The organism is Streptomyces coryli, from assembly GCF_011044975.1.
Classification (GTDB): domain Bacteria; phylum Actinomycetota; class Actinomycetes; order Streptomycetales; family Streptomycetaceae; genus Streptomyces; species Streptomyces coryli.
The window spans coordinates 1-17,505 of the sequence record NZ_JAAKZV010000083.1; the positions used below are offsets into that span (position 1 = coordinate 1).

16 protein-coding genes are annotated in these 17,505 nt (G+C 70.8%); 11 read left to right on the plus strand and 5 right to left on the minus strand.

Features of this window, described 5'->3' with window-relative positions; translation table 11 throughout:
* The first annotated feature begins 128 nt into the window (after positions 1-128).
* The 3 genes from G5C51_RS19505 (at position 129) to G5C51_RS19515 (ending at position 3,036) form a co-directional block, all read left to right on the plus strand.
* Complete coding sequence (locus G5C51_RS19505) at positions 129-1,736, plus strand: ABC transporter substrate-binding protein (protein WP_338118223.1); 1,608 nt, start codon at positions 129-131, stop codon at positions 1,734-1,736.
* A gap of 51 nt (positions 1,737-1,787) precedes the next feature.
* Positions 1,788-2,336, plus strand: coding sequence for a TetR/AcrR family transcriptional regulator (locus G5C51_RS19510; protein WP_165239109.1), 549 nt, complete (start codon positions 1,788-1,790; stop codon positions 2,334-2,336).
* Positions 2,337-2,439: 103 nt separating this feature from the next.
* Positions 2,440-3,036 (plus strand): 3'-5' exonuclease, encoded by a 597-nt coding sequence (locus tag G5C51_RS19515; protein ID WP_165239111.1) that lies wholly within the window; start codon positions 2,440-2,442, stop codon positions 3,034-3,036.
* 9 nt (positions 3,037-3,045) lie between these two features.
* Here the strand turns inward: G5C51_RS19515 and G5C51_RS19520 are convergent, their stop codons facing one another.
* Complete coding sequence (locus tag G5C51_RS19520) at positions 3,046-4,554, minus strand: PucR family transcriptional regulator (RefSeq protein WP_165239113.1); 1,509 nt, start codon at positions 4,552-4,554, stop codon at positions 3,046-3,048.
* Between the two features lie 170 nt (positions 4,555-4,724).
* Here G5C51_RS19520 and G5C51_RS19525 point away from each other — a divergent pair, with 170 nt between their 5' ends.
* The 4 genes from G5C51_RS19525 (at position 4,725) to G5C51_RS19540 (ending at position 8,368) form a co-directional block, all read left to right on the plus strand.
* The gene (locus G5C51_RS19525) at positions 4,725-5,651 is read left to right on the plus strand and encodes a proline dehydrogenase family protein (RefSeq protein WP_165239115.1); all 927 of its coding nucleotides are present in this window, start codon (positions 4,725-4,727) and stop codon (positions 5,649-5,651) included.
* Positions 5,652-5,683: 32 nt separating this feature from the next.
* Positions 5,684-7,315 (plus strand): L-glutamate gamma-semialdehyde dehydrogenase, encoded by a 1,632-nt coding sequence (gene pruA / locus G5C51_RS19530; protein ID WP_165239117.1) that lies wholly within the window; start codon positions 5,684-5,686, stop codon positions 7,313-7,315.
* Positions 7,316-7,410: 95 nt separating this feature from the next.
* Positions 7,411-8,007 (plus strand): class I SAM-dependent methyltransferase, encoded by a 597-nt coding sequence (locus tag G5C51_RS19535; RefSeq protein WP_165239119.1) that lies wholly within the window; start codon positions 7,411-7,413, stop codon positions 8,005-8,007.
* Positions 8,008-8,221: 214 nt separating this feature from the next.
* Complete coding sequence (locus tag G5C51_RS19540; RefSeq protein WP_165239121.1) at positions 8,222-8,368, plus strand: hypothetical protein; 147 nt, start codon at positions 8,222-8,224, stop codon at positions 8,366-8,368.
* Here G5C51_RS19540 and G5C51_RS19545 read toward each other — a convergent pair whose 3' ends face one another.
* Entirely contained in the window at positions 8,369-9,217 is an 849-nt protein-coding gene (locus G5C51_RS19545) for an alpha/beta fold hydrolase (RefSeq protein ID WP_165239123.1), read from the minus strand.
* 40 nt (positions 9,218-9,257) lie between these two features.
* On the opposite strand from G5C51_RS19545, the gene G5C51_RS19550 reads away from it, so the two are divergent.
* Positions 9,258-9,818 (plus strand): CGNR zinc finger domain-containing protein, encoded by a 561-nt coding sequence (locus G5C51_RS19550; protein ID WP_165239125.1) that lies wholly within the window; start codon positions 9,258-9,260, stop codon positions 9,816-9,818.
* Positions 9,819-9,821: 3 nt separating this feature from the next.
* Here the strand turns inward: G5C51_RS19550 and G5C51_RS19555 are convergent, their stop codons facing one another.
* On the minus strand, positions 9,822-10,355 hold the full coding sequence (locus G5C51_RS19555; protein WP_165239127.1) for a GNAT family N-acetyltransferase: 534 nt from the start codon (positions 10,353-10,355) through the stop codon (positions 9,822-9,824).
* Entirely contained in the window at positions 10,352-11,872 is a 1,521-nt protein-coding gene (locus tag G5C51_RS19560) for a purple acid phosphatase family protein (RefSeq protein WP_165239129.1), read from the minus strand. Before G5C51_RS19560 ends, G5C51_RS19555 begins: the two co-directional genes overlap by 4 nt.
* Before the next feature lie 129 nt (positions 11,873-12,001).
* Here G5C51_RS19560 and G5C51_RS19565 point away from each other — a divergent pair, with 129 nt between their 5' ends.
* Both G5C51_RS19565 and G5C51_RS19570 read left to right on the plus strand, forming a co-directional pair.
* Positions 12,002-13,042 carry a 3-isopropylmalate dehydrogenase gene (locus G5C51_RS19565; RefSeq protein WP_165239131.1) on the plus strand — a complete coding sequence of 347 codons (1,041 nt, stop codon included), beginning with the start codon at positions 12,002-12,004 and terminating at the stop codon, positions 13,040-13,042.
* Positions 13,043-13,304: 262 nt separating this feature from the next.
* Positions 13,305-14,411, plus strand: coding sequence for a branched-chain amino acid aminotransferase (locus tag G5C51_RS19570; RefSeq protein ID WP_165239133.1), 1,107 nt, complete (start codon positions 13,305-13,307; stop codon positions 14,409-14,411).
* A gap of 57 nt (positions 14,412-14,468) precedes the next feature.
* On the opposite strand, the gene G5C51_RS19575 is transcribed toward G5C51_RS19570, so the two are convergent.
* Positions 14,469-15,521 carry a S1 family peptidase gene (locus G5C51_RS19575; RefSeq protein ID WP_165239135.1) on the minus strand — a complete coding sequence of 351 codons (1,053 nt, stop codon included), beginning with the start codon at positions 15,519-15,521 and terminating at the stop codon, positions 14,469-14,471.
* 298 nt (positions 15,522-15,819) lie between these two features.
* Here G5C51_RS19575 and cimA point away from each other — a divergent pair, with 298 nt between their 5' ends.
* Positions 15,820-17,418: a citramalate synthase gene (cimA, locus tag G5C51_RS19580; RefSeq protein ID WP_165239137.1), complete on the plus strand. Its 1,599-nt coding sequence runs from the start codon at positions 15,820-15,822 to the stop codon at positions 17,416-17,418.
* Positions 17,419-17,505: the final 87 nt, after the last annotated feature.

Here is a 17,505-nt window from a genome sequence, read left to right on the forward strand (position 1 = left end):
GGTGAATGATCACGGGGAGAGAACGAACCGTCCCAGCGGCTGTCCCGCCCGCCCAGGGCGCCCGTACTGTGACCGCCAACCGGGGGCGGTGAAAATTGATACGCGGCGGTACAGCGGGAGCGTAAAGCGTGGCGAGTTTTCGGTTGGGCAAAGGACTGCTTGCGGGCGTTCTCGGGGTAGGGGTCATCGGCGCGATACTCGCCGGGTGGCTGCTGATCGGGGCCGACGGCGGCGGTGAGGACGAGAGCATCGTGATGGGGACGACCGACGAGGTCGGCTCCCTCGATCCGGCGGGCGGCTACAACGTCGGGTCCTGGATGATCTTCAACAACACCTTCCAGACGCTGATGAGTTACCAGCACGGCGCCACCGAGCCGGGCCCCGAGGCCGCGCAGGAGTGCGGCTTCGAGGACACCGAGAGCACGGTCTACCGCTGCAAGCTGCGCTCCGGCCTGAAGTTCAGCAACGGCAACAGCCTCACCTCGAAGGACGTGGCGCACTCCTTCAACCGGACGCTGCGGATCAACAGCCCCAACGGCCCCGCCTATCTGCTCGCGTCGATCAAGAAGATCCAGACCCCGGACGCCCGTACGGTCATCTTCCGGCTGAAGGCGCCCGACGCCACCTTCCCGGCGAAGATCGCCTCCAACGCCGCCGTCATCGTCGACCACCGCGAATACCCGGCGGACAAGCTCCGCAAGGACCACAAGATCTTCGGCTCCGGGGTCTACCAGCTCGACGAGTACGAGGAGAAGAAGCGGGCGGTGCTGACCAGCCACGAGGCGTACAAGGGCAGCGCGGAGGTCAAGAACTCCGCCATGACCGTCGAGTTCTTCACCGGCGAGCCGACCAAGCTGAAGAAGGCGCTGCAGGCCGGCGAGGTCGACCTCGCCTACCGCGGCCTCGCCGTCAACGACATCCGCGAGCTGGAGACCGCGACGCTCGCGGGCGAGGGCGACGGCGTGAAGGTCTCCAACGGCGCCAGCGCCGAGGTGATGCACCTGATCTTCAACATGAACGACCCGGTCGCCGGCAAGCTCTCCGTCCGCCGCGCGATGGCCTACCTCGTCGACCGCAACGCCCTGATCCGCCGCGTCTACCAGCGCACCGTCGAGCCGCTGTACTCGGTGATCCCGACCGGCATCACCGGCCACACCACGCCGTACTTCAACGACTACGGCGACCGCCCCGACCCCGACAAGGCGGCCGCCGCGCTGCGCGCCGACGGCATCACCAAGAAGGTGAAGACCACCCTCTGGGTCACCCCGAACCGCTTCGGCCCCGCCACCGTCCCCGCCTTCAAGGAGATCGCCCGCCAGCTCAACGAGAGCGGGCTCTTCGACGCGGATGTCAAGAGCCTGCCGGTCGACGAGTACAACAAGGGCATCCAGGAGGGGAAGTTCGGCTTCTTCGTCCGCGGCTGGCTGGCGGACTACCCGGACCCGGACATCTTCGTGGCCCCGTTCTTCGCCAAGGAGAACATCGTCAACAACGGCTACAACTCCGGCCCGATCAACAACGACCTGCTGCCCGCCACCAACGCCGAGGCGGACCGGGCGCGGACCGTCGGCCCGTACAAGAAGATCCAGAGCCTGGTGGCGCGCGATCTGCCGGTGCTGCCGCTGTGGCAGGGGCGGCAGTACACGGTGGCCCGGGAGAACATCTTCGGGTCCGAGTGGAGCGTGGACACCTCGACGGTGCCGCGGTTCTGGGAGTTCAGCCGGCAGGACGGCTAGACGTTTGTCTTGTACGGGCGTGTGAGACGGCCGTCAGGTATCGTGGCGGCCATGGGACACCGTGAGGACCTCCTGGAAGGCGCGAAGGCCTGTCTGCTGGAGAAAGGCTGGGCGCGCACCACGGCGCGTGACATCGTCGCCGCGTCCGGGGCGAATCTGGCCTCGATCGGCTATCACTACGGTGGCAAGGACGAGTTGATGCGCGCCGCGTTCCTGGCGCTCATCGACGACTGGGGTGTGCGGGTCGCGGCCGAGGTGCGCGGTGATACGGACCGGGCCAAGGTGTGGGACGCGATGATCAAGGGCGTCGACGCCAATCGCGGCTTCTGGCTCGCCCAGCTCGAGGTCCTCGGGCAGCTGGAGCACAACAGCAAGCTGAAGGACTTCTTCGTCGAGGTCATGCCGCAGGGCTGGGAAGGCATGGTCACCCTCTTCGAGGGGGTCCCCGAGGACCAGGTCGACAAGGCCCGGGCGGGCACGGACGGCTGGCTGTACAGCGCCCTGTTCGTCGGCATCTGGACCCAGCACCTCATCTCCCCGGACGCGACCCCCTCGGGCGCCCAGATCGAGGCGAGCCTGCGCCGGATGGCGGGTGGCTGACCGGCAGGCTGCCGACGGGTGAAGCGATTCGCCGGACCGGTGCCGCCTGAGGCAGGCTGACCCCCCTGCGCTGAACGACGTACGTAGGGAGACGGGGAGCGCCTTGCCCACCTTTGTAGCTTTCGATCTCGAGTTCACCACCTGGCCCGGCGCGCACGAGGGCGACTGGTCGGAGCCGGGACAGCTCCGCGAGATCGTGCAGATCGGGGCCGTGCGGCTGCGGGACGACCTCTCGGTCGTCGAGGAGTACGAGGCGCTGGTCAAGCCGGTGGCGAACCCGCGGCTCTCGCCGTACTTCACCGAACTCACCGGCATCGGGCAGCAGGACGTCGACCGTGAAGGCCTGCCCCCGGCCGAGGCGCTGAGCGACTTCCTGCGCTTCTGCGAGGGCCAGGCCGTGCTGTCCTACGGCAACGACATGGTCGTCATCGGCGAGAACGTGGGCTGGGCGCGGGCGCGCGGCGAGGACGTCAAGAGCAGCTATCTCGCCGCGCATTTCCTGAACATCCGGCCGTGGCTGAACACGCTCGCCCCGGCCACGGCGCGGGCGAACTCCGGCCGCCTGTGGGAGGCCCTCGGCCTGCCGAGGCCGACGGCCGGGGGCGCGGAGCACTCGGCGCTCTTCGACGCCCACTCGCTCGCGGCGGCGATCCGGTCCGTGTGTGCCGCGGGGGCGCGGCTGCCGGAGGGGTGCGTGTGAGTACGGCCTTCAGAGCCGGGCGGCCTTGAGGGCCATGTGCAGCAGGAGGCGGTGCTCGCCGTCGTCGAGGTCGAGCCCGGTGAACTCCTCGACGCGGGAGAGCCGGTAGTAGAGCGTCTGCCGGTGGATGCCGAGCGCGGTGGCGGTCCGGCCCGCCTGGCCCGCGTGGTCGAGGAAGATCTCGGCGGTACGGGCGAGTTCGGCGTGCGCGGGCAGGAGCAGCTTCCGCACCGCGGGGTCGGTCGGCGTACCGGCAGGCAACCAGGTCAGCAGCCGATACGCCCCGGCGTCCCCCCACTCGACAACCGGCCCGAGCCGCTCATCAGCCCGAGCGGCCCGCGCCGCGCAATACGCTTCGCGCCAGGCCGCGGCGAGGTCGCTGGTGCCTTGGCGCGGGGCGCTGACTCCGGCTCCGAGCGGAGGCGGGGCGGCGGCGGGGCCCGGGCCCGACCGTGCTGAGCCCGCGCCCGACTGCGCCGAGCCCGAGCGCGCTGTGCCCGCGCCTGACCGTGCTGAGGCCGCTGACGCCCGCGCCGAGCCCGCGCCTGAGCGCGCCGAGCCCGCGCCTGAGCGCGCCGAGCCCGCGTCTGACCGGGCTGATGCCGCTGACGCTCGAGTCGAGCCTCCGTCAGACCGCGTCGCCGAGCCCCCGGGCGCCTGCCCAGCCGAGCCCACGACCGATCGGGCCGCCCGCGGGGCGGCTCCCGTCGCACCGCCGGGCGGGCCGCCGGCCGCGCCGCCCTCCGGCCGCGCCGCCCGCGGCGACTCCAGCAACCGCCGCGCCGCCTCCCGGGCGGGATCCAGCGCGCCCCCGCGCAAGCGCACCAGTGCGGCGAGCGCTCGCCCGCCCCCCGCCGCCACGCGGACATCGCACAGCGCCGCCACCCCAGGCGCCCCCGGAAGCGACGGCCCGGCCTCGTCCGTCTCCCACGGCAGCACCGCCACCATCGCCAACGGCCCCTCGCCGGAGGCCCCCAGCATCGTCGCCAGCGACGTCCCCGCCGCGTCCCGCCCGCCCACCGGCCCGCTGATCAGCTCGCGCAGCAGCGCCCCGGCTTCCGCCCCCGACCGTGCCTCCGCCGCCAGCAGCGCGCCGATCCGGTCCGCGGTCTCCATCGCTCGCACGATCCGCGGATCCGGCTCCGTGCCGGGAGCGTCCCCCAGCGACACCTCCGCCAGATGCCCGTCGTCCAGCAGCCACACATAGCCCTGCACCACCCCCGCGTGCCGCGCCGGCAAGCAGATCCGACCCCGCAGCACCCCGGCCGACGGGTCGGGCGCGATCCGCACCGGCCCCCGCGCCCGCGCGATCCCGTACGCCTCGAACCACGCCTTCACCGCCGCCGTCGAGCGCCGGGTGAGGATCGATTTCGTACGGACCGGGTCCATCGCCGCGGAGTCGTCCTCGGCCTCGTGCACGCCGAAGGCGATCAGGCCGAAATCCCGGTCCTCCAGCGTCGCCGGCGACTGCAGCGCCGCGGAGATTTCGTCCACCAAATACTGATAGTCGCCGCGCATGCGGGAACTCTCTCATACATATGTATGAAGCGCCGCTCCCGGATGCGTGACAGGTGTCGATAGCCCAGGATCGGAGCGATCCTTAGATTTCACGGTGGGCCGACATGCGCGGCCCGCGGCACCTGCCGCCGCGCCTCGAACGTCACCCCTCGTACAGCTGGAGGTGCCCCGTGCTGGGTCCCGTGCTCCTCGCCGCCGCGCGCAGCGAACAGATCCGCAAGCTTGTCTCGGCAGCCCCGGTCACCCGCCCGGTGGTGGACCGATTCGTCGCCGGTGAGCAGCTGGACGACGCGCTGGAGACCATCCGGAGCCTCGACGCCCGCGGCATGGAGGTCACCCTCGACTACCTCGGCGAGGACATCACCGACCCGGCCGAGGCGACGCGCAACCGCGACGCCTACCTCTACCTCGCCGAGGCGCTGAAGGGTGAGGGCCTGGGCGTACGCGCCGAGATGTCGGTCAAGCTCTCCGCCTTCGGCCAGGCGCTGCCGGGCGGCCACGACCTCGCGCTCGCCAACATCACCCCGGTGGTCGAGGCCGCGGCCGAGGCGAACACCACGGTCACCCTGGACATGGAGGACCACACCACGGTCGACTCCACCCTCGCCATCCTGGACACCCTGCGCGAGCGCTTCCCGCAGACCGGCGCCGTCGTCCAGTCGTACCTCTTCCGCACCGAGGACGACTGCCACCGGCTCGCCGGGGCAGGCTCCCGGGTGCGGCTGGTGAAGGGCGCGTACAAGGAGCCCGCCACCGTCGCCTTCCAGGACAAGAAGGAAGTCGACCGCGCGTACGTCCGCTGCCTGAAGATCCTGATGGCGGGGGACGGCTACCCGATGGTCGGCTCCCACGACCCGCGCATGGTCGCCATCACCCAGGACCTCGCCCGCCGCTTCGGGCGCAAGCAGGACGAGTACGAGTTCCAGATGCTCTTCGGCATCCGCGAGCAGGAGCAGGAGCGGCTCGTATCCGAGGGACACCGGGTGCGTACGTACATCCCTTACGGCACGGACTGGTACGGATACTTCATGCGGCGCCTCGCGGAGCGCCCGGCGAACCTCGCCTTCTTCCTCCGCTCGCTCGCTTCCCGCGGCTGAACGACCCCTCCAACCCTTAGAGGAGACCCCCGATGGACGCTGTGACCCAGGTCCCCGCCCCGTACAACGAGCCGGTGCACTCCTACGCGCCCGGCAGCCCGGAGCGCGCCCGTCTTGAGGCCAAGCTCAAGGAGCTCTCGGAGAACCCGGTCGAGCTCCCGATGACCATCAACGGCGAGAAGCGGATGGGCGGCGGCGCCCGCCACGACGTCGTGCAGCCGCACAACCACAAGGCCGTCCTCGGTACGTACGCCGACGCCAACCGGCAGGACGCCCAGGACGCGATCGACGCCGCCCTCGCCGCCGCCCCGGCCTGGCGCGCGATGTCCTTCGACGACCGCGCCGCGATCATCCTCAAGGCCGCCGAGCTGCTCGCAGGGCCGTGGCGCGAGACCATCGCCGCCTCGACGATGCTCGGCCAGTCGAAGACCGCCCAGCAGGCGGAGATCGACGCCCCGTGCGAGCTCGTGGACTTCTGGCGCTTCAACGTGCACTTCGCCCGCGAGATCATGAACGAGCAGCCGCTGATCCAGCCGCACGGCGTGTGGAACCGCATGGACCACCGCCCGCTGGAGGGCTTCGTCTACGCGATCACCCCGTTCAACTTCACCGCCATCGCCGGCAACCTGCCGACCGCCCCCGCCCTGATGGGCAACGTGGTCGTCTGGAAGCCGTCCGAGACCCAGACCCACTCCGCGGTGCTGCTGATGCAGCTGCTGGAGGAGGCGGGGATGCCCAAGGGCGTCATCAACCTCGTCACCGGCAGCGGCCGCGAGGTCTCCGAGGTCGCGCTGCCGCACCCGGACCTGGCCGGCGTGCACTTCACCGGCTCGACCAAGACCTTCCAGATGCTGTGGGGCGAGGTCGGCAAGAACATCAGCGGCTACAAGGCGTACCCGCGCATCGTCGGCGAGACCGGCGGCAAGGACTTCATCGTCGCCCACCCGACCGCCGACCCGGCGATCCTGAAGACCGCGATCACCCGCGGCGCCTTCGAGTACCAGGGCCAGAAGTGCTCCGCGGCCTCCCGCGCGTACATCCCGCGCTCCATCTGGGACGGCGGCCTGAAGACCGCCCTCGCCGAGGAGGCCGACGGCCTGGCGATGGGCGACGTGGCGGACCTGTCGAACTTCATCGGCGCCGTCATCGACGACCGCGCCTTCGCCAAGAACAAGGCCGCGATCGACCGCGCCAAGGCCGACCCGAGCTGCGAGATCGTGGCCGGCGGCACGTACGACGACTCGGTCGGCTACTTCGTCCGCCCGACCGTCATCGAGTGCTCCGACCCCGAGAACGAGGTCTTCAAGGAGGAGTACTTCGGCCCGATCATGGCCGTCCACGTCTACGAGGACGCCGACTGGGACGCGATGCTCGACCAGATGGAGTCGGCCTCGGCGTACGCCCTGACCGGCGCCGTCCTGGCGAAGGACGTCCAGGTGATCAAGGAGGCGGGCGAGAAGCTCCGCTTCGCGGCCGGCAACTTCTACATCAACGACCGCCCCACCGGCTCGATCGTCGGCCAGCAGCCCTTCGGCGGCGCCCGCGCCTCGGGCACCAACGACAAGGCGGGCTCGAAGTTCAACCTGCTGCGCTGGTCCTCGCCGCGCGCCATCAAGGAGACGATGGTCGCCCCGACGGACTACCGCTACCCGCACATGGGCTGACCGCCCGCACCTGAGACTCGCCCCCGGCCGCTTTCCCCTGGCGGCCGGGGGCGCTTCCATGTCCGGCGGGCCGCCGGCGGCACTACGGTGACCCGATGGCCGACCCGTACTGGAACACCAATGTCGCCCGCCATCGCGAGATCCTGCGTGCCGTACCGGACGACTGCGGCGATGCGCTGGACGTGGGGTGCGGGGACGGGCTGCTGGTGGCGAAGCTGGCGGGGCGGTCGAAGCGGGTCACCGGGATGGACGCGGACCCGGAGATGATCTCGCAGGCGAGGCTGCGGACGGCGGGTCTCGACGGGGTCACTCTGGCCGAGGGCGACTTCCTGACGGCCGAACTGCCCTCCGCCGGCTACGACTTCATCTGCTCCGTCACCGTGATCCACCACATGGACTTCGAGGCCGCGCTGCTCCGCATGCGCGAGCTGCTGCGGCCGGGCGGGCGGCTGGTGGTGGTCGGGCTGGCGCGGGACGCGACGGTGGCGGACTGGACGGTGCGGGTGGCGGGGGCGCCGATCGTACGGATCGTGAAGCTGGTGCGGCGGGCGCGCGGCCCGGTGGGGATGCCCGTAGCCGATGCGCGGATGAGCTACGGGGAGGTGCGGGCGGCCGCGGGGCGGCTGCTGCCGGGGTTCCGTTACCGACGTCACATATTGCGCCGATACACGCTGACCTGGGAAAAGCCCTGAGAGGCCCGGGCCGTCGTCTCAGATAGTAGGAAGCCCGAGTATTTGGCGAGACAATAACGCTTGGACGTCCTACTTTTATGAGTAGCCGAACGTCTCGCTCATCAGCGAACGGCGGTAGAGGCCCGCGCTCCTACGCAGCCACCCCTGCGGCGCACGTCTCCCGCCATCGAGCCGGCGACCCCTCCATCCTTGTGCACCATCCGAGGAGACTGCTATGGCTCCCAGCACCACCACCCGCCGCGTCCGCCACGCCTCCCGCGCCGCCGCAGCGGCCGAGCGCGAGAACGCCCGCAAGAACGCCGCGGCCGCCCTCCAGCGCTCCTTCGACCGCCGCGACAACGGCGGCATCACGGGTCACTGATCAGCCGACGAACCCCCGCAGGTGCTCCAGCAGCGCCTGCGGCCGTTCCTCCGCGATGAAGTGCCCGCAGTCCTGGAGCTGCGCGCCGCGTACGTCCTTCGCGTACGTCTGCCAGATGTCCAGTGCGGGCAGCTGGGCCGGCAGCCCGGTCGAGCCCCAGAGCGCGAGCAGCGGCATCTCCAGCCGCCGCCCGGCGGTGAAGTCGGCCTCGTCGTGCGCCAGATCCTCGTCGACCGCCCGGTAGTCGTCGAAGCCCGCCCGCACCGCGCCCGGGCGTGAGAAGGCGCGCACATACGCGTCCACCGCCGACGGCTCCAGGCCGTGCCGGTCGTACGTCCAGCGCTCGTAGAAGTACTCCAGATACCCGCGCACGTCCCGGCCCACCAGCCGCTCCGGCAGATCCGGCTGCACGTGAAAGAGCCAGTGCCAGTGCGAGGCGGCCAGCGGGCCGTCCATGCGCGCGAACATCTCCCGCGTCGGGATGATGTCGAGGACCATGAGCCGCTCGATCTCCTCCGGCCGGTCCAGCGCCCACCGGTGCGCGACCCGCCCGCCGCGGTCGTGGCCGACCACCGCCGCCGCCCGCTCGAAGCCGAGGGCACGGATCAGCTCCGATACGTCGGCGGCCATCCGCCGCTTGGCGTAGCCCGCCGCCGGCTTGTCCGTGAGCCCGTATCCGCGCAGGTCCGGGGCGACGACCGTGTGCGTACGGGCCAGCTCCGGGATCACCTTGCGCCAGCAGTGGCTGGTCTGCGGCCAGCCGTGCAGCAGCACGATGAGCGGGCCCTCGCCGGCCCGCACGTAGTGCATGCGTATGCCGTCGCCGACCGTGGCAACACCTGTGTCCATGATTAACCTCCTTAGACGGTTAGCACGTACGCTAGCAGTCATGGAGTGGATCTGGGACGGGGGACGGGTCTGTCTGGACTTCGTCAACACGCTGCGGGACCGCAAGCAGGAGCCCCGGGAGACGCTGGCGGAGCCGGCGGATCTGGAGCGGTGGCTGCACGAGGGCGGGCTGATCGCGGAAGGCGCTGGCGAGGCGGATCTCGCCCGCGTGCGGCGGCTGCGCGAGACGATCGATCGCTGCGTACGGGCCGTGGCCGGCGGTGAGTTGCCGGCAGCTGCCGACCTCGCGCTCGTCAACGAGGCTGCCGCGGACGCCCCGCGCCCCGCGGTGCAGGCCGTCGTGGACGAGGGTCGGCTGGTCGCCTCGGCGCCGCCGCGTACGGCCGACGACGTCGCCGGGGCGCTCGGGCTGATCGCCCAGGACGCGGTCGAGCTGATGCTGGCGGCCGAGGCCCGCCGGGTGCGGATCTGCGGCTCCGGCACGTGCGGGCTGCGCTACGTGGACCGCTCGCCGGCGGGCAACCGGCGGTGGTGCTCGATGGCCCGCTGCGGCAATCGCACGAAGGTGCGCGTGCACGCGGAGCGGGCGCGGGGGCGGTGAGAGCTACCCCGCGTACTCGGTCAGATCGATCTCATGCACGCGCAGCGGATGCCCGTACACCGGATGGGTCGTCTCGCGCTCCAGGGTCATGCCCAGCTTGCGCATCACGTTCTCGGAGGCGGTGTTGCCGGTGCGGGCGATGCTGACGACCCGGTCGAGGCCGCGGTCCTGGAGGGCGAACTCCAGCGTCGCCTGGGCGGCTTCGGAGGCGTAGCCCTGGCCCCAGAAAGGGCGGCCGAGCCGCCAGCCGATCTCCACGGCGGGCAGCACCTCCGGGAGGAACTCCGGCACCGACAGGCCGGTGAAACCCGCCAGTTCACCGGAGGCGAGCAGCTCGACGGCGAACAGGCCGAAGCCCTCGTCGTCCCACTCGTCCTCCCACCGCTCGATGTCCGCCGCGGTCTCCTCGAGGTCGCGCACCGAACCGTCACGGATCCACCGCATGACCGCCGGGTCCGCGTTGATGTCGGCCATGGGCGCGAGGTCGTCGTCCGACCAGCGGCGCAGGATCAGGCGGGGGGTACGGATCTCGGTCATGCACCTACCAACTCGAAGCTGTCGATCTTCATTCCGCCGTCCGAATGCGCCGAGCACTTCAGGCGCGGGCGCGCACCCGGGACGGCCTCCACGGTCAGGAACGAGTAGCCCGTGTAGCGCACCCGCGACCACTCGACCTCCGCGCGGTCCTTCTCGCGCCCCCGGCGCCAGGTGAAGGTGCGGACGGAGTCGCGGTGCTCCTGGTGGCCCGCGTACGAGTCCGGGGCCGAGAAGTCGAAGAGCTCGCGGCCGCCGCCGCCCGCCGTCACGTACACCGTGCCGTCCCTGGCCGGCTCCGCCGAGCCGCCGACCGGGAGCGGGCGCTGCAGCGCGTCGGAGCGGATCGCGTCGGTGCGCTCGTAGACGTGGTTGTGGCCGTTGATGACCAGGTCCACCCGGTGCTTGTCGAAGAGCGGAACCCATTGCGAGCGGACGCCGCCGTCCGAGGCGTGGGTGCTGGACGAGTAGGCGCAGTGGTGGAAGAAGACCACGATGAAGTCCACGCCGGAGTCCGCGCGCAGCCGGCCCAGCGTCTCGTCCAGCCAGCGGGTCTGCTTGCCGTCCGTATAGCCGAGATTCGCCGGGATCTCGTACGAGACGTCGTTGGCGTCGAGCGATACGACGGCGACGTTGCCGTAGACGAAGGAGTAGTACGTCTGCCGCGCCGGGAAGGACCAGCGGGCGAACTGGCCGCCGTAGCCGTCGGGCGAGTAGTACGCCTCCATGTCGTGGTTGCCGGTCGCGATCATCCACGGGACCTTCGCCGCCACCGGGTCGATCTGCTTCAGGAAGGCGTCCCAGACCCGGGCGTCGTACTTCGAGTCGTCCTCGCGGCCGTGCCCGGTCTCCTCCGCGTAGCAGATGTCGCCCGCGTGCAGGTGGAAGGCGGGGTCGCGGTCGCCGATCAGCTTGCCCATGGTGCGGGCGGCGCGGGTGATGCCCTGGTCGCCGAAGGCGGTGAAGGTGAAGGCGCGGGCCATGGCGGGAGCCGTCCGGAAGGACGCCGAGGCCTTGCCGTCGTCGTAGCCCTCATGGCCCAGCGCGTAGTGGTACGTCGTGCCGGGGTCGAGGTCGTTCAGCGCGGCGTGGACGTAGTACTGCTCGATGCCCGGGAGCTTCGGGCCCAGGGACGGGGTCTTCAGCGGGCGCAGCTCCGCGGCCGCCCGCTCGGTCAGTTCGCCGGGCTCGGTGCCGTAGCGGACGAAGGGCTTCTTGACCGCGTTCGGGACCTGCCAGCTGATCCGCATCTGGGTGCGCGGGTCCGTGCCGAGCGCCAGGTGGCGGCCGAAGGGGGCGGTCGCGGAGCCGGTCGTGTCTCCCGTGGCGGGGGAGGGTGTGTCGGTGGGCTTGCCGCCGTCGTCCGAGCATGCCGCCAGCAGCCCGCCCGCGGCGAGTCCGCCCGCGGAGCCGATCACGCGGCGCCGGGACAGCGCGCGGCGCACGTACTCGTGCTGTTCGGCCATGCTCATGCGCTCGGCGAGCTGGGCCGGGATGCCGATCCCTGGTACGTCAGCCATTCCGCGACTCTTTCCCATGCCCGGGGTACCGCGGTAGGCCTGCCGGAATACGGTGGGTGAACTGCAACCTCAGGTCCACATGCTGGACGACGGTGTCAGCAATCAAGACGGCAGCGTAGGGTTTCCACCATGTCTCGAAGCATCAGCCTCGCAGTGATTCCCGGTGACGGTATCGGCCCGGAGGTCGTGGCCCAGGGCCTCAAGGTCCTGACCGCGGTCCTTCCGCAGGACGCGAAGCTGGAGACCAAGGAATACGATCTCGGCGCCAAGCGCTGGCACGCCACCGGTGACCTGCTCACCGACGAGGACACCGCGGCGCTCAAGACGCACGACGCGATCCTGCTCGGCGCCATCGGCGACCCGTCCGTGCCCTCGGGCGTGCTGGAGCGCGGGCTGCTGCTGAAGCTGCGCTTCCTCTTCGACCACTACGTGAACCTGCGCCCGTCGCGGCTGCTGCCGAACACCGCCACTCCGCTGGCCGGTGACCCGTCGATCGACTTCGTCGTGGTCCGCGAGGGCACCGAGGGCCCGTACACGGGCAACGGCGGCAGCCTCCGCACCGGCACCCCGGCCGAGGTGGCCACCGAGGTCAGCGTGAACACGGCATACGGCGTCGAGCGGGTGGTCAGGGACGCGTACGAGCGCGCCAAGGCCCGGCCGCGGAAGAAGCTCACGCTGGTCCACAAGACCAATGTGCTGGTCTTCGCCGGCAAGCTGTGGAAGGACACCTTCGACCGGGTGGGCAAGGAGTACCCGGAGGTGACCACCGACTACATGCACGTCGACGCGGCCACCATCTACATGGTCAACGACCCGGCCCGGTTCGACGTGATCGTCACCGACAACCTCTTCGGCGACATCATCACCGACCTCGCCGCGGCCGTCTCCGGCGGCATCGGCCTGGCCGCCTCGGGCAATGTGAACCCGACCCGCGACTTCCCGTCGATGTTCGAGCCGGTGCACGGCTCCGCGCCGGACATCGCCGGCACCGGCAAGGCCGACCCGGCCGCCACCATCCGCTCGGTCGCCCTGCTGCTGGAGCACCTCGGCTTCACCGCCGAGGCCGCCCGGATCGAGGAGGCCGTCACCGCGGACGTCACCGCCCGCGACGGCTCGCCGCGTACCACCAGCGAGATCGGCGACGCGATCGCCGCCCGAGTAGCCGGCTGACCGCCGGGGCACTCGCTTCAGAAATCAGCCGCCCGGCCGGTCAGCGCACGCACCGCTCGAGCTGACCTGACTGCTGCCTTACCCGGCAGTCAGTGCGACGATGACCATCGGGCCGCGCTCGCCCCCGTTTCGCTGCAGCCCCCACCCCGTAGATAATCGGTCGTGGGGCCGCTGCACGAGGGAAAGCTCGGACGTCCTAGTACCCCCGTACGTACATGGGCGCGGTCCGCCGACATACGGAAACGGTGAAGGACACGCACTCATGACTCAGCAGATCCCGATCGAGCTCAAGCCCTCCGCGCACCCGCTGTCCGCGGCGGAGCGGGAGAAGATCCTGGCCAATCCGGGGTTCGGCCGGTACTTCACGGACAACATGGTCACGATCAAGTACTCCGAGGGCCGCGGCTGGCACGACGCGCAGCTCTCGCCGTACGCCCCGCTGACCATGGATCCCGCGGCCATGGTGCTGCACTACGGCCAGTCGATCTTCGAGGGCCTGAAGGCCTACCGGCAGCCGGACGGGTCCGTCGCCTCCTTCCGCCCGGACGCGAACGCCGCCCGGCTGAACCGGTCCGCGCGCCGGATGGCGATGCCGGAGCTGCCGGAGGAGACGTTCATCGCGGCGGTCGACGCGCTCGTGAAGCAGGACATCGACTGGGTGCCGCAGGCCGGTGAGGAGTCGCTCTACCTGCGCCCGTTCATGTTCGCCACCGAGGTCGGCCTCGGCGTGAACTCGCCCGCCAAGGAGTACCTGTTCATGGTGCTCGCCTCGCCCGCCGGCGCGTACTTCAAGGGCGGCGTCAAGCCGGTCACCGTCTGGCTCTCCGAGGACTACGTGCGGGCCGCCCCCGGCGGCACCGGCGAGGCCAAGTGCTCCGGCAACTACGCCGGCGCCATGCTCGCCACCCAGCAGGCCGTCGAGAAGGGCTGCGACCAGGTGGTCTGGCTCGACCCGACCGAGCGCCGCTGGATCGAGGAGATGGGCAGCAACAACCTGTACTTCGTGCGCGGCACCGGGCCGGACGCGGAGATCATCACGCCGGCCCTGACCGGCACGCTGCTGCCCGGCATCACCCGCGACTCGCTCCTGAGCATCGCCCAGGACCTCGGCTACAAGGTGACCGAGACCCGCATCTCCAAGGAGGAGTGGCAGGAGGGCTGCGCCGACGGCTCGATCACCGAGGTGTTCGGCTGCGGCACGGCCGCCGTCATCACTCCGGTGGGTCACGCCAAGACCGCCGACGCGGAGTGGACGGTGGCGGGCGGCGAGATGGGCCCGATCACGGCCCAGATGCGCAAGGCCCTGGTCGACATCCAGACCGGCCAGGCGCCGGACCCGCACGGGTGGATGCACCCGCTGGGAAGCTGAGCTGAGCTGAGCTGAGGGGTCTGGGGGCCGAAGAAGCCCCCAGACCCCGGCTTTCTCTTAGTAGACGTTCACCCCGTACGCGCTCAGCGCCTCCTTCACCGGCTGGTGCAGCGCCGTGCCCGCCGTACCCGAGCAGCCGGAGCTGCCGGAGTGGATGCCCAGCGCCGTCGCGCCGGCGAAGTGCGCGCCGCCGCTGTCGCCGCCGGCCGAGCAGGCGGTCGTACGGACGAGGCCGCTGACGATGTCGCCGCCGCCGTAGTTCGCGGTGACATTGACCGCCTCGACCTTGCCGCTGGTGACCTTGGTCGTGGAGCCGCTCTTCTTCAGGGACTGGCCGACCACCGCGTTCGCGGAGCCGGTGATGTCCTGCGAGGAGCCGTTGTAGAGATTGACCGTCCCGGGCGTCCCGGACGTGCTGGCGTACTTGACCAGCCCGTAGTCATTCGTCGGGAAGCTGGTCCCCTCGCGGGTGCCGATGGTGGCGCCGCCGGAGGTGGCCGACCAGGTGGCGCCGGACTCGGTGCAGTGGCCCGCGGTCAGGAAGTAGCGGGCGGTCCCCTTGGCGACGTTGAACGCCGCCGAGCAGCGGTAGCCGCCGCCGTAGATCGCGTCGCCGCCGTTGACCTCGCGGGTCAGCTTGCCGGGCGCGCGGGAGAGCTTGACGGCGCCGTCGAGGCCGGCGGCGACCTTCTTCAGGCGGGCCAGCTCGCGCTTCGAGACCGTGCTGTCGTACGTGGCCGCGACCTGGTTCGTCCGCGGGTTCACGCCCCACGTGGTGCCGGGGATGGCCGCCTTGGCGCTCAGGGTGTCCATGGCGGTCTTGAGCTGGGCCGCGCTGCGCTGGACGCGCTCGGCCTTGGCGCCTGCCGCCTCGGCCTTCTCGGCGGCGGCGTCCGTCGTGACGGTGACGACGAGGCCGCCGTCGGCGTCGAGATAGGCGCCGGGGCTGGCGGCGCCGAGGTCCTGCTTCAGCTGTCCCGCGAGCCGGAGGTCGCCGGCGGAGGTGGCGGGGGAGGGCTCGTCCTGCGCGGCGGCGGAGGTGATGCCGCCGATCAGTGCCGCAACGAGCAGTGCGGGCAGGCCTATTCGTGCGCACAGAGTGCGTCTCATCGTGGGGGTCTCCTTTGGCCCAGGCCAATGAACGGAACGATGCATCCGGGAGATTGGCATGTACATTCCGCGTGCGCAAGACCGCATTCTGAGACAGGGGGTGGCCACGGCGGCACCCTGTGCAAGACTGCGTGCGTGCCCTCGTACGACGTGATCATTACGAGCAGGCGCGCCGGCCGGCGGTGAACACACCGCTTCTCCCCAGGCCCGCGCGCAGACCTCTCGCATCCGCGAGGGGTTTTTTCATTTCTTGGAAGATGCAGCCCAGGGCCGGCAGAGCGAGAGGACTCCCAGGACCATGACGGAAACGCCCGAAGATCGCTTCCACGTCTTCGACACCACGCTGCGCGACGGCGCCCAGCGCGAAGGCATCAACCTCTCCGTGTCCGACAAGCTCGCCATCGCCCGGCACCTGGACGACTTCGGCGTGGGCTTCATCGAGGGCGGCTGGCCCGGCGCGGTGCCGCGGGACACGGAGTTCTTCCGCCGCGCCCGCGAGGAGGTCCCGTTCCGCAACGCCGAGCTGGTCGCCTTCGGCTCCACCCGCAAGGCGGGCGTACGGGCCGAGGACGACCCGCAGGTCCTCGCCCTGCTGGAGTCCAAGGCGCCGGTGGTCTGCCTGGTCGCGAAGTCGCACGACCGGCATGTGGAGCTGGCGTTGCGCACCACGCTCGAGGAGAACCTCGCGATGGTGGCGGACACCGTGGCCTTCCTGCGCGAGCAGGGCCGCCGGGTCTTCGTCGACTGCGAGCACTTCTTCGACGGGTACAAGGGCAACGCGGCGTACGCGAAGCAGGTCGTGAGCGCGGCGCACGAGGCAGGGGCCGAGGTCGTCGTGCTGTGCGACACCAACGGCGGCATGCTGCCCGACGGCGTCCGCGACGTCGTCGCCGAGGTACTGGCCGCGACCGGCGCCCGGCTCGGCATGCACGCCCAGGACGACACCGGCTGCGCCGTCGCCAACACCCTCGCCGCGGTGGACGCCGGCGCCACCCATGTGCAGTGCACCGCCAACGGCTACGGCGAGCGGGTCGGCAACGCCAACCTCTTCCCGGTGGTCGCCGCGCTGGAGCTCAAGCGCGGCATGAAGGTCCTCCCCGACGGCGCGCTGCGGGAGATGACCCGGATCTCGCACGCCATCGCCGAGGTCGTGAACCTCACCCCCTCCACCCACCAGCCGTACGTCGGCGTCTCCGCCTTCGCCCACAAGGCGGGCCTGCACGCCTCCGCGATCAAGGTGGACCCGGACCTGTACCAGCACATCGACCCGGAAGAGGTCGGCAACACCATGCGGATGCTGGTCTCCGACATGGCGGGCCGGGCCTCGGTGGAGCTGAAGGGCCGGGAGCTCGGCATCGACCTCAGCGGCGACCGCGCGCTGGTCGGCCGGGTCGTCGACCGGGTGAAGGAGCAGGAGCTCAAGGGCTATTCGTACGAGGCCGCCGACGCCTCCTTCGAACTGCTGCTGCGGGCCGAGGCCGACGGCGCGCCGGTGCGCTATTTCCGTACCGAATCGTGGCGCGCGATCGTCGAGGACCGCCCGGACGGCAGCCACGCCAACGAGGCCACGGTGAAGCTGTGGGCCAAGGGCGAGCGGATCGTCGCCACCGCGGAGGGCAAGGGCCCGGTGCACGCCCTGGACCGGGCGCTGCGGGTGGCGCTGGAGCAGATCTATCCGCAGCTGGCGGAGTTCGAACTGGTCGACTACAAGGTGCGCATCCTGGAGGGCACGCACGGCACGGAATCCACGACGCGGGTGCTCGTGACGACGAGCGACGGGAAGTCGGAGTGGTCCACCGTCGGCGTCGCGGACAACGTCATCGCCGCCTCGTGGCAGGCCCTGGACGACGCGTATGCGTACGGGCTGCTGCGGGCCGGGGTCGAGTCGCAGGAGTAGTGCCGCCGTCCCCGGCCTTTGCCGAGTCTTTGTCGGAGCTCCACAGCGCCGCAGCGCTCGCGTTTGGCCGTTGTGGGGCCCACCCAC

Coding starts and splice junctions, on each gene's coding strand:
- G5C51_RS19510 (WP_165239109.1), top strand. CDS start 1,788: ATGGGACACCGTGAGGACCTCCTGGAAGGCGCGAAGGCCTGTCTGCTG.
- G5C51_RS19520 (WP_165239113.1), bottom strand. CDS start 4,554: ATGCGCGGCGACTATCAGTATTTGGTGGACGAAATCTCCGCGGCGCTG.
- pruA (WP_165239117.1), top strand. CDS start 5,684: ATGGACGCTGTGACCCAGGTCCCCGCCCCGTACAACGAGCCGGTGCAC.
- G5C51_RS19535 (WP_165239119.1), top strand. CDS start 7,411: ATGGCCGACCCGTACTGGAACACCAATGTCGCCCGCCATCGCGAGATC.
- G5C51_RS19540 (WP_165239121.1), top strand. CDS start 8,222: ATGGCTCCCAGCACCACCACCCGCCGCGTCCGCCACGCCTCCCGCGCC.
- G5C51_RS19545 (WP_165239123.1), bottom strand. CDS start 9,217: ATGGACACAGGTGTTGCCACGGTCGGCGACGGCATACGCATGCACTAC.
- G5C51_RS19550 (WP_165239125.1), top strand. CDS start 9,258: ATGGAGTGGATCTGGGACGGGGGACGGGTCTGTCTGGACTTCGTCAAC.
- G5C51_RS19555 (WP_165239127.1), bottom strand. CDS start 10,355: ATGACCGAGATCCGTACCCCCCGCCTGATCCTGCGCCGCTGGTCGGAC.
- G5C51_RS19560 (WP_165239129.1), bottom strand. CDS start 11,872: ATGGCTGACGTACCAGGGATCGGCATCCCGGCCCAGCTCGCCGAGCGC.
- G5C51_RS19565 (WP_165239131.1), top strand. CDS start 12,002: ATGTCTCGAAGCATCAGCCTCGCAGTGATTCCCGGTGACGGTATCGGC.
- G5C51_RS19570 (WP_165239133.1), top strand. CDS start 13,305: ATGACTCAGCAGATCCCGATCGAGCTCAAGCCCTCCGCGCACCCGCTG.
- G5C51_RS19575 (WP_165239135.1), bottom strand. CDS start 15,521: ATGAGACGCACTCTGTGCGCACGAATAGGCCTGCCCGCACTGCTCGTT.
- cimA (WP_165239137.1), top strand. CDS start 15,820: ATGACGGAAACGCCCGAAGATCGCTTCCACGTCTTCGACACCACGCTG.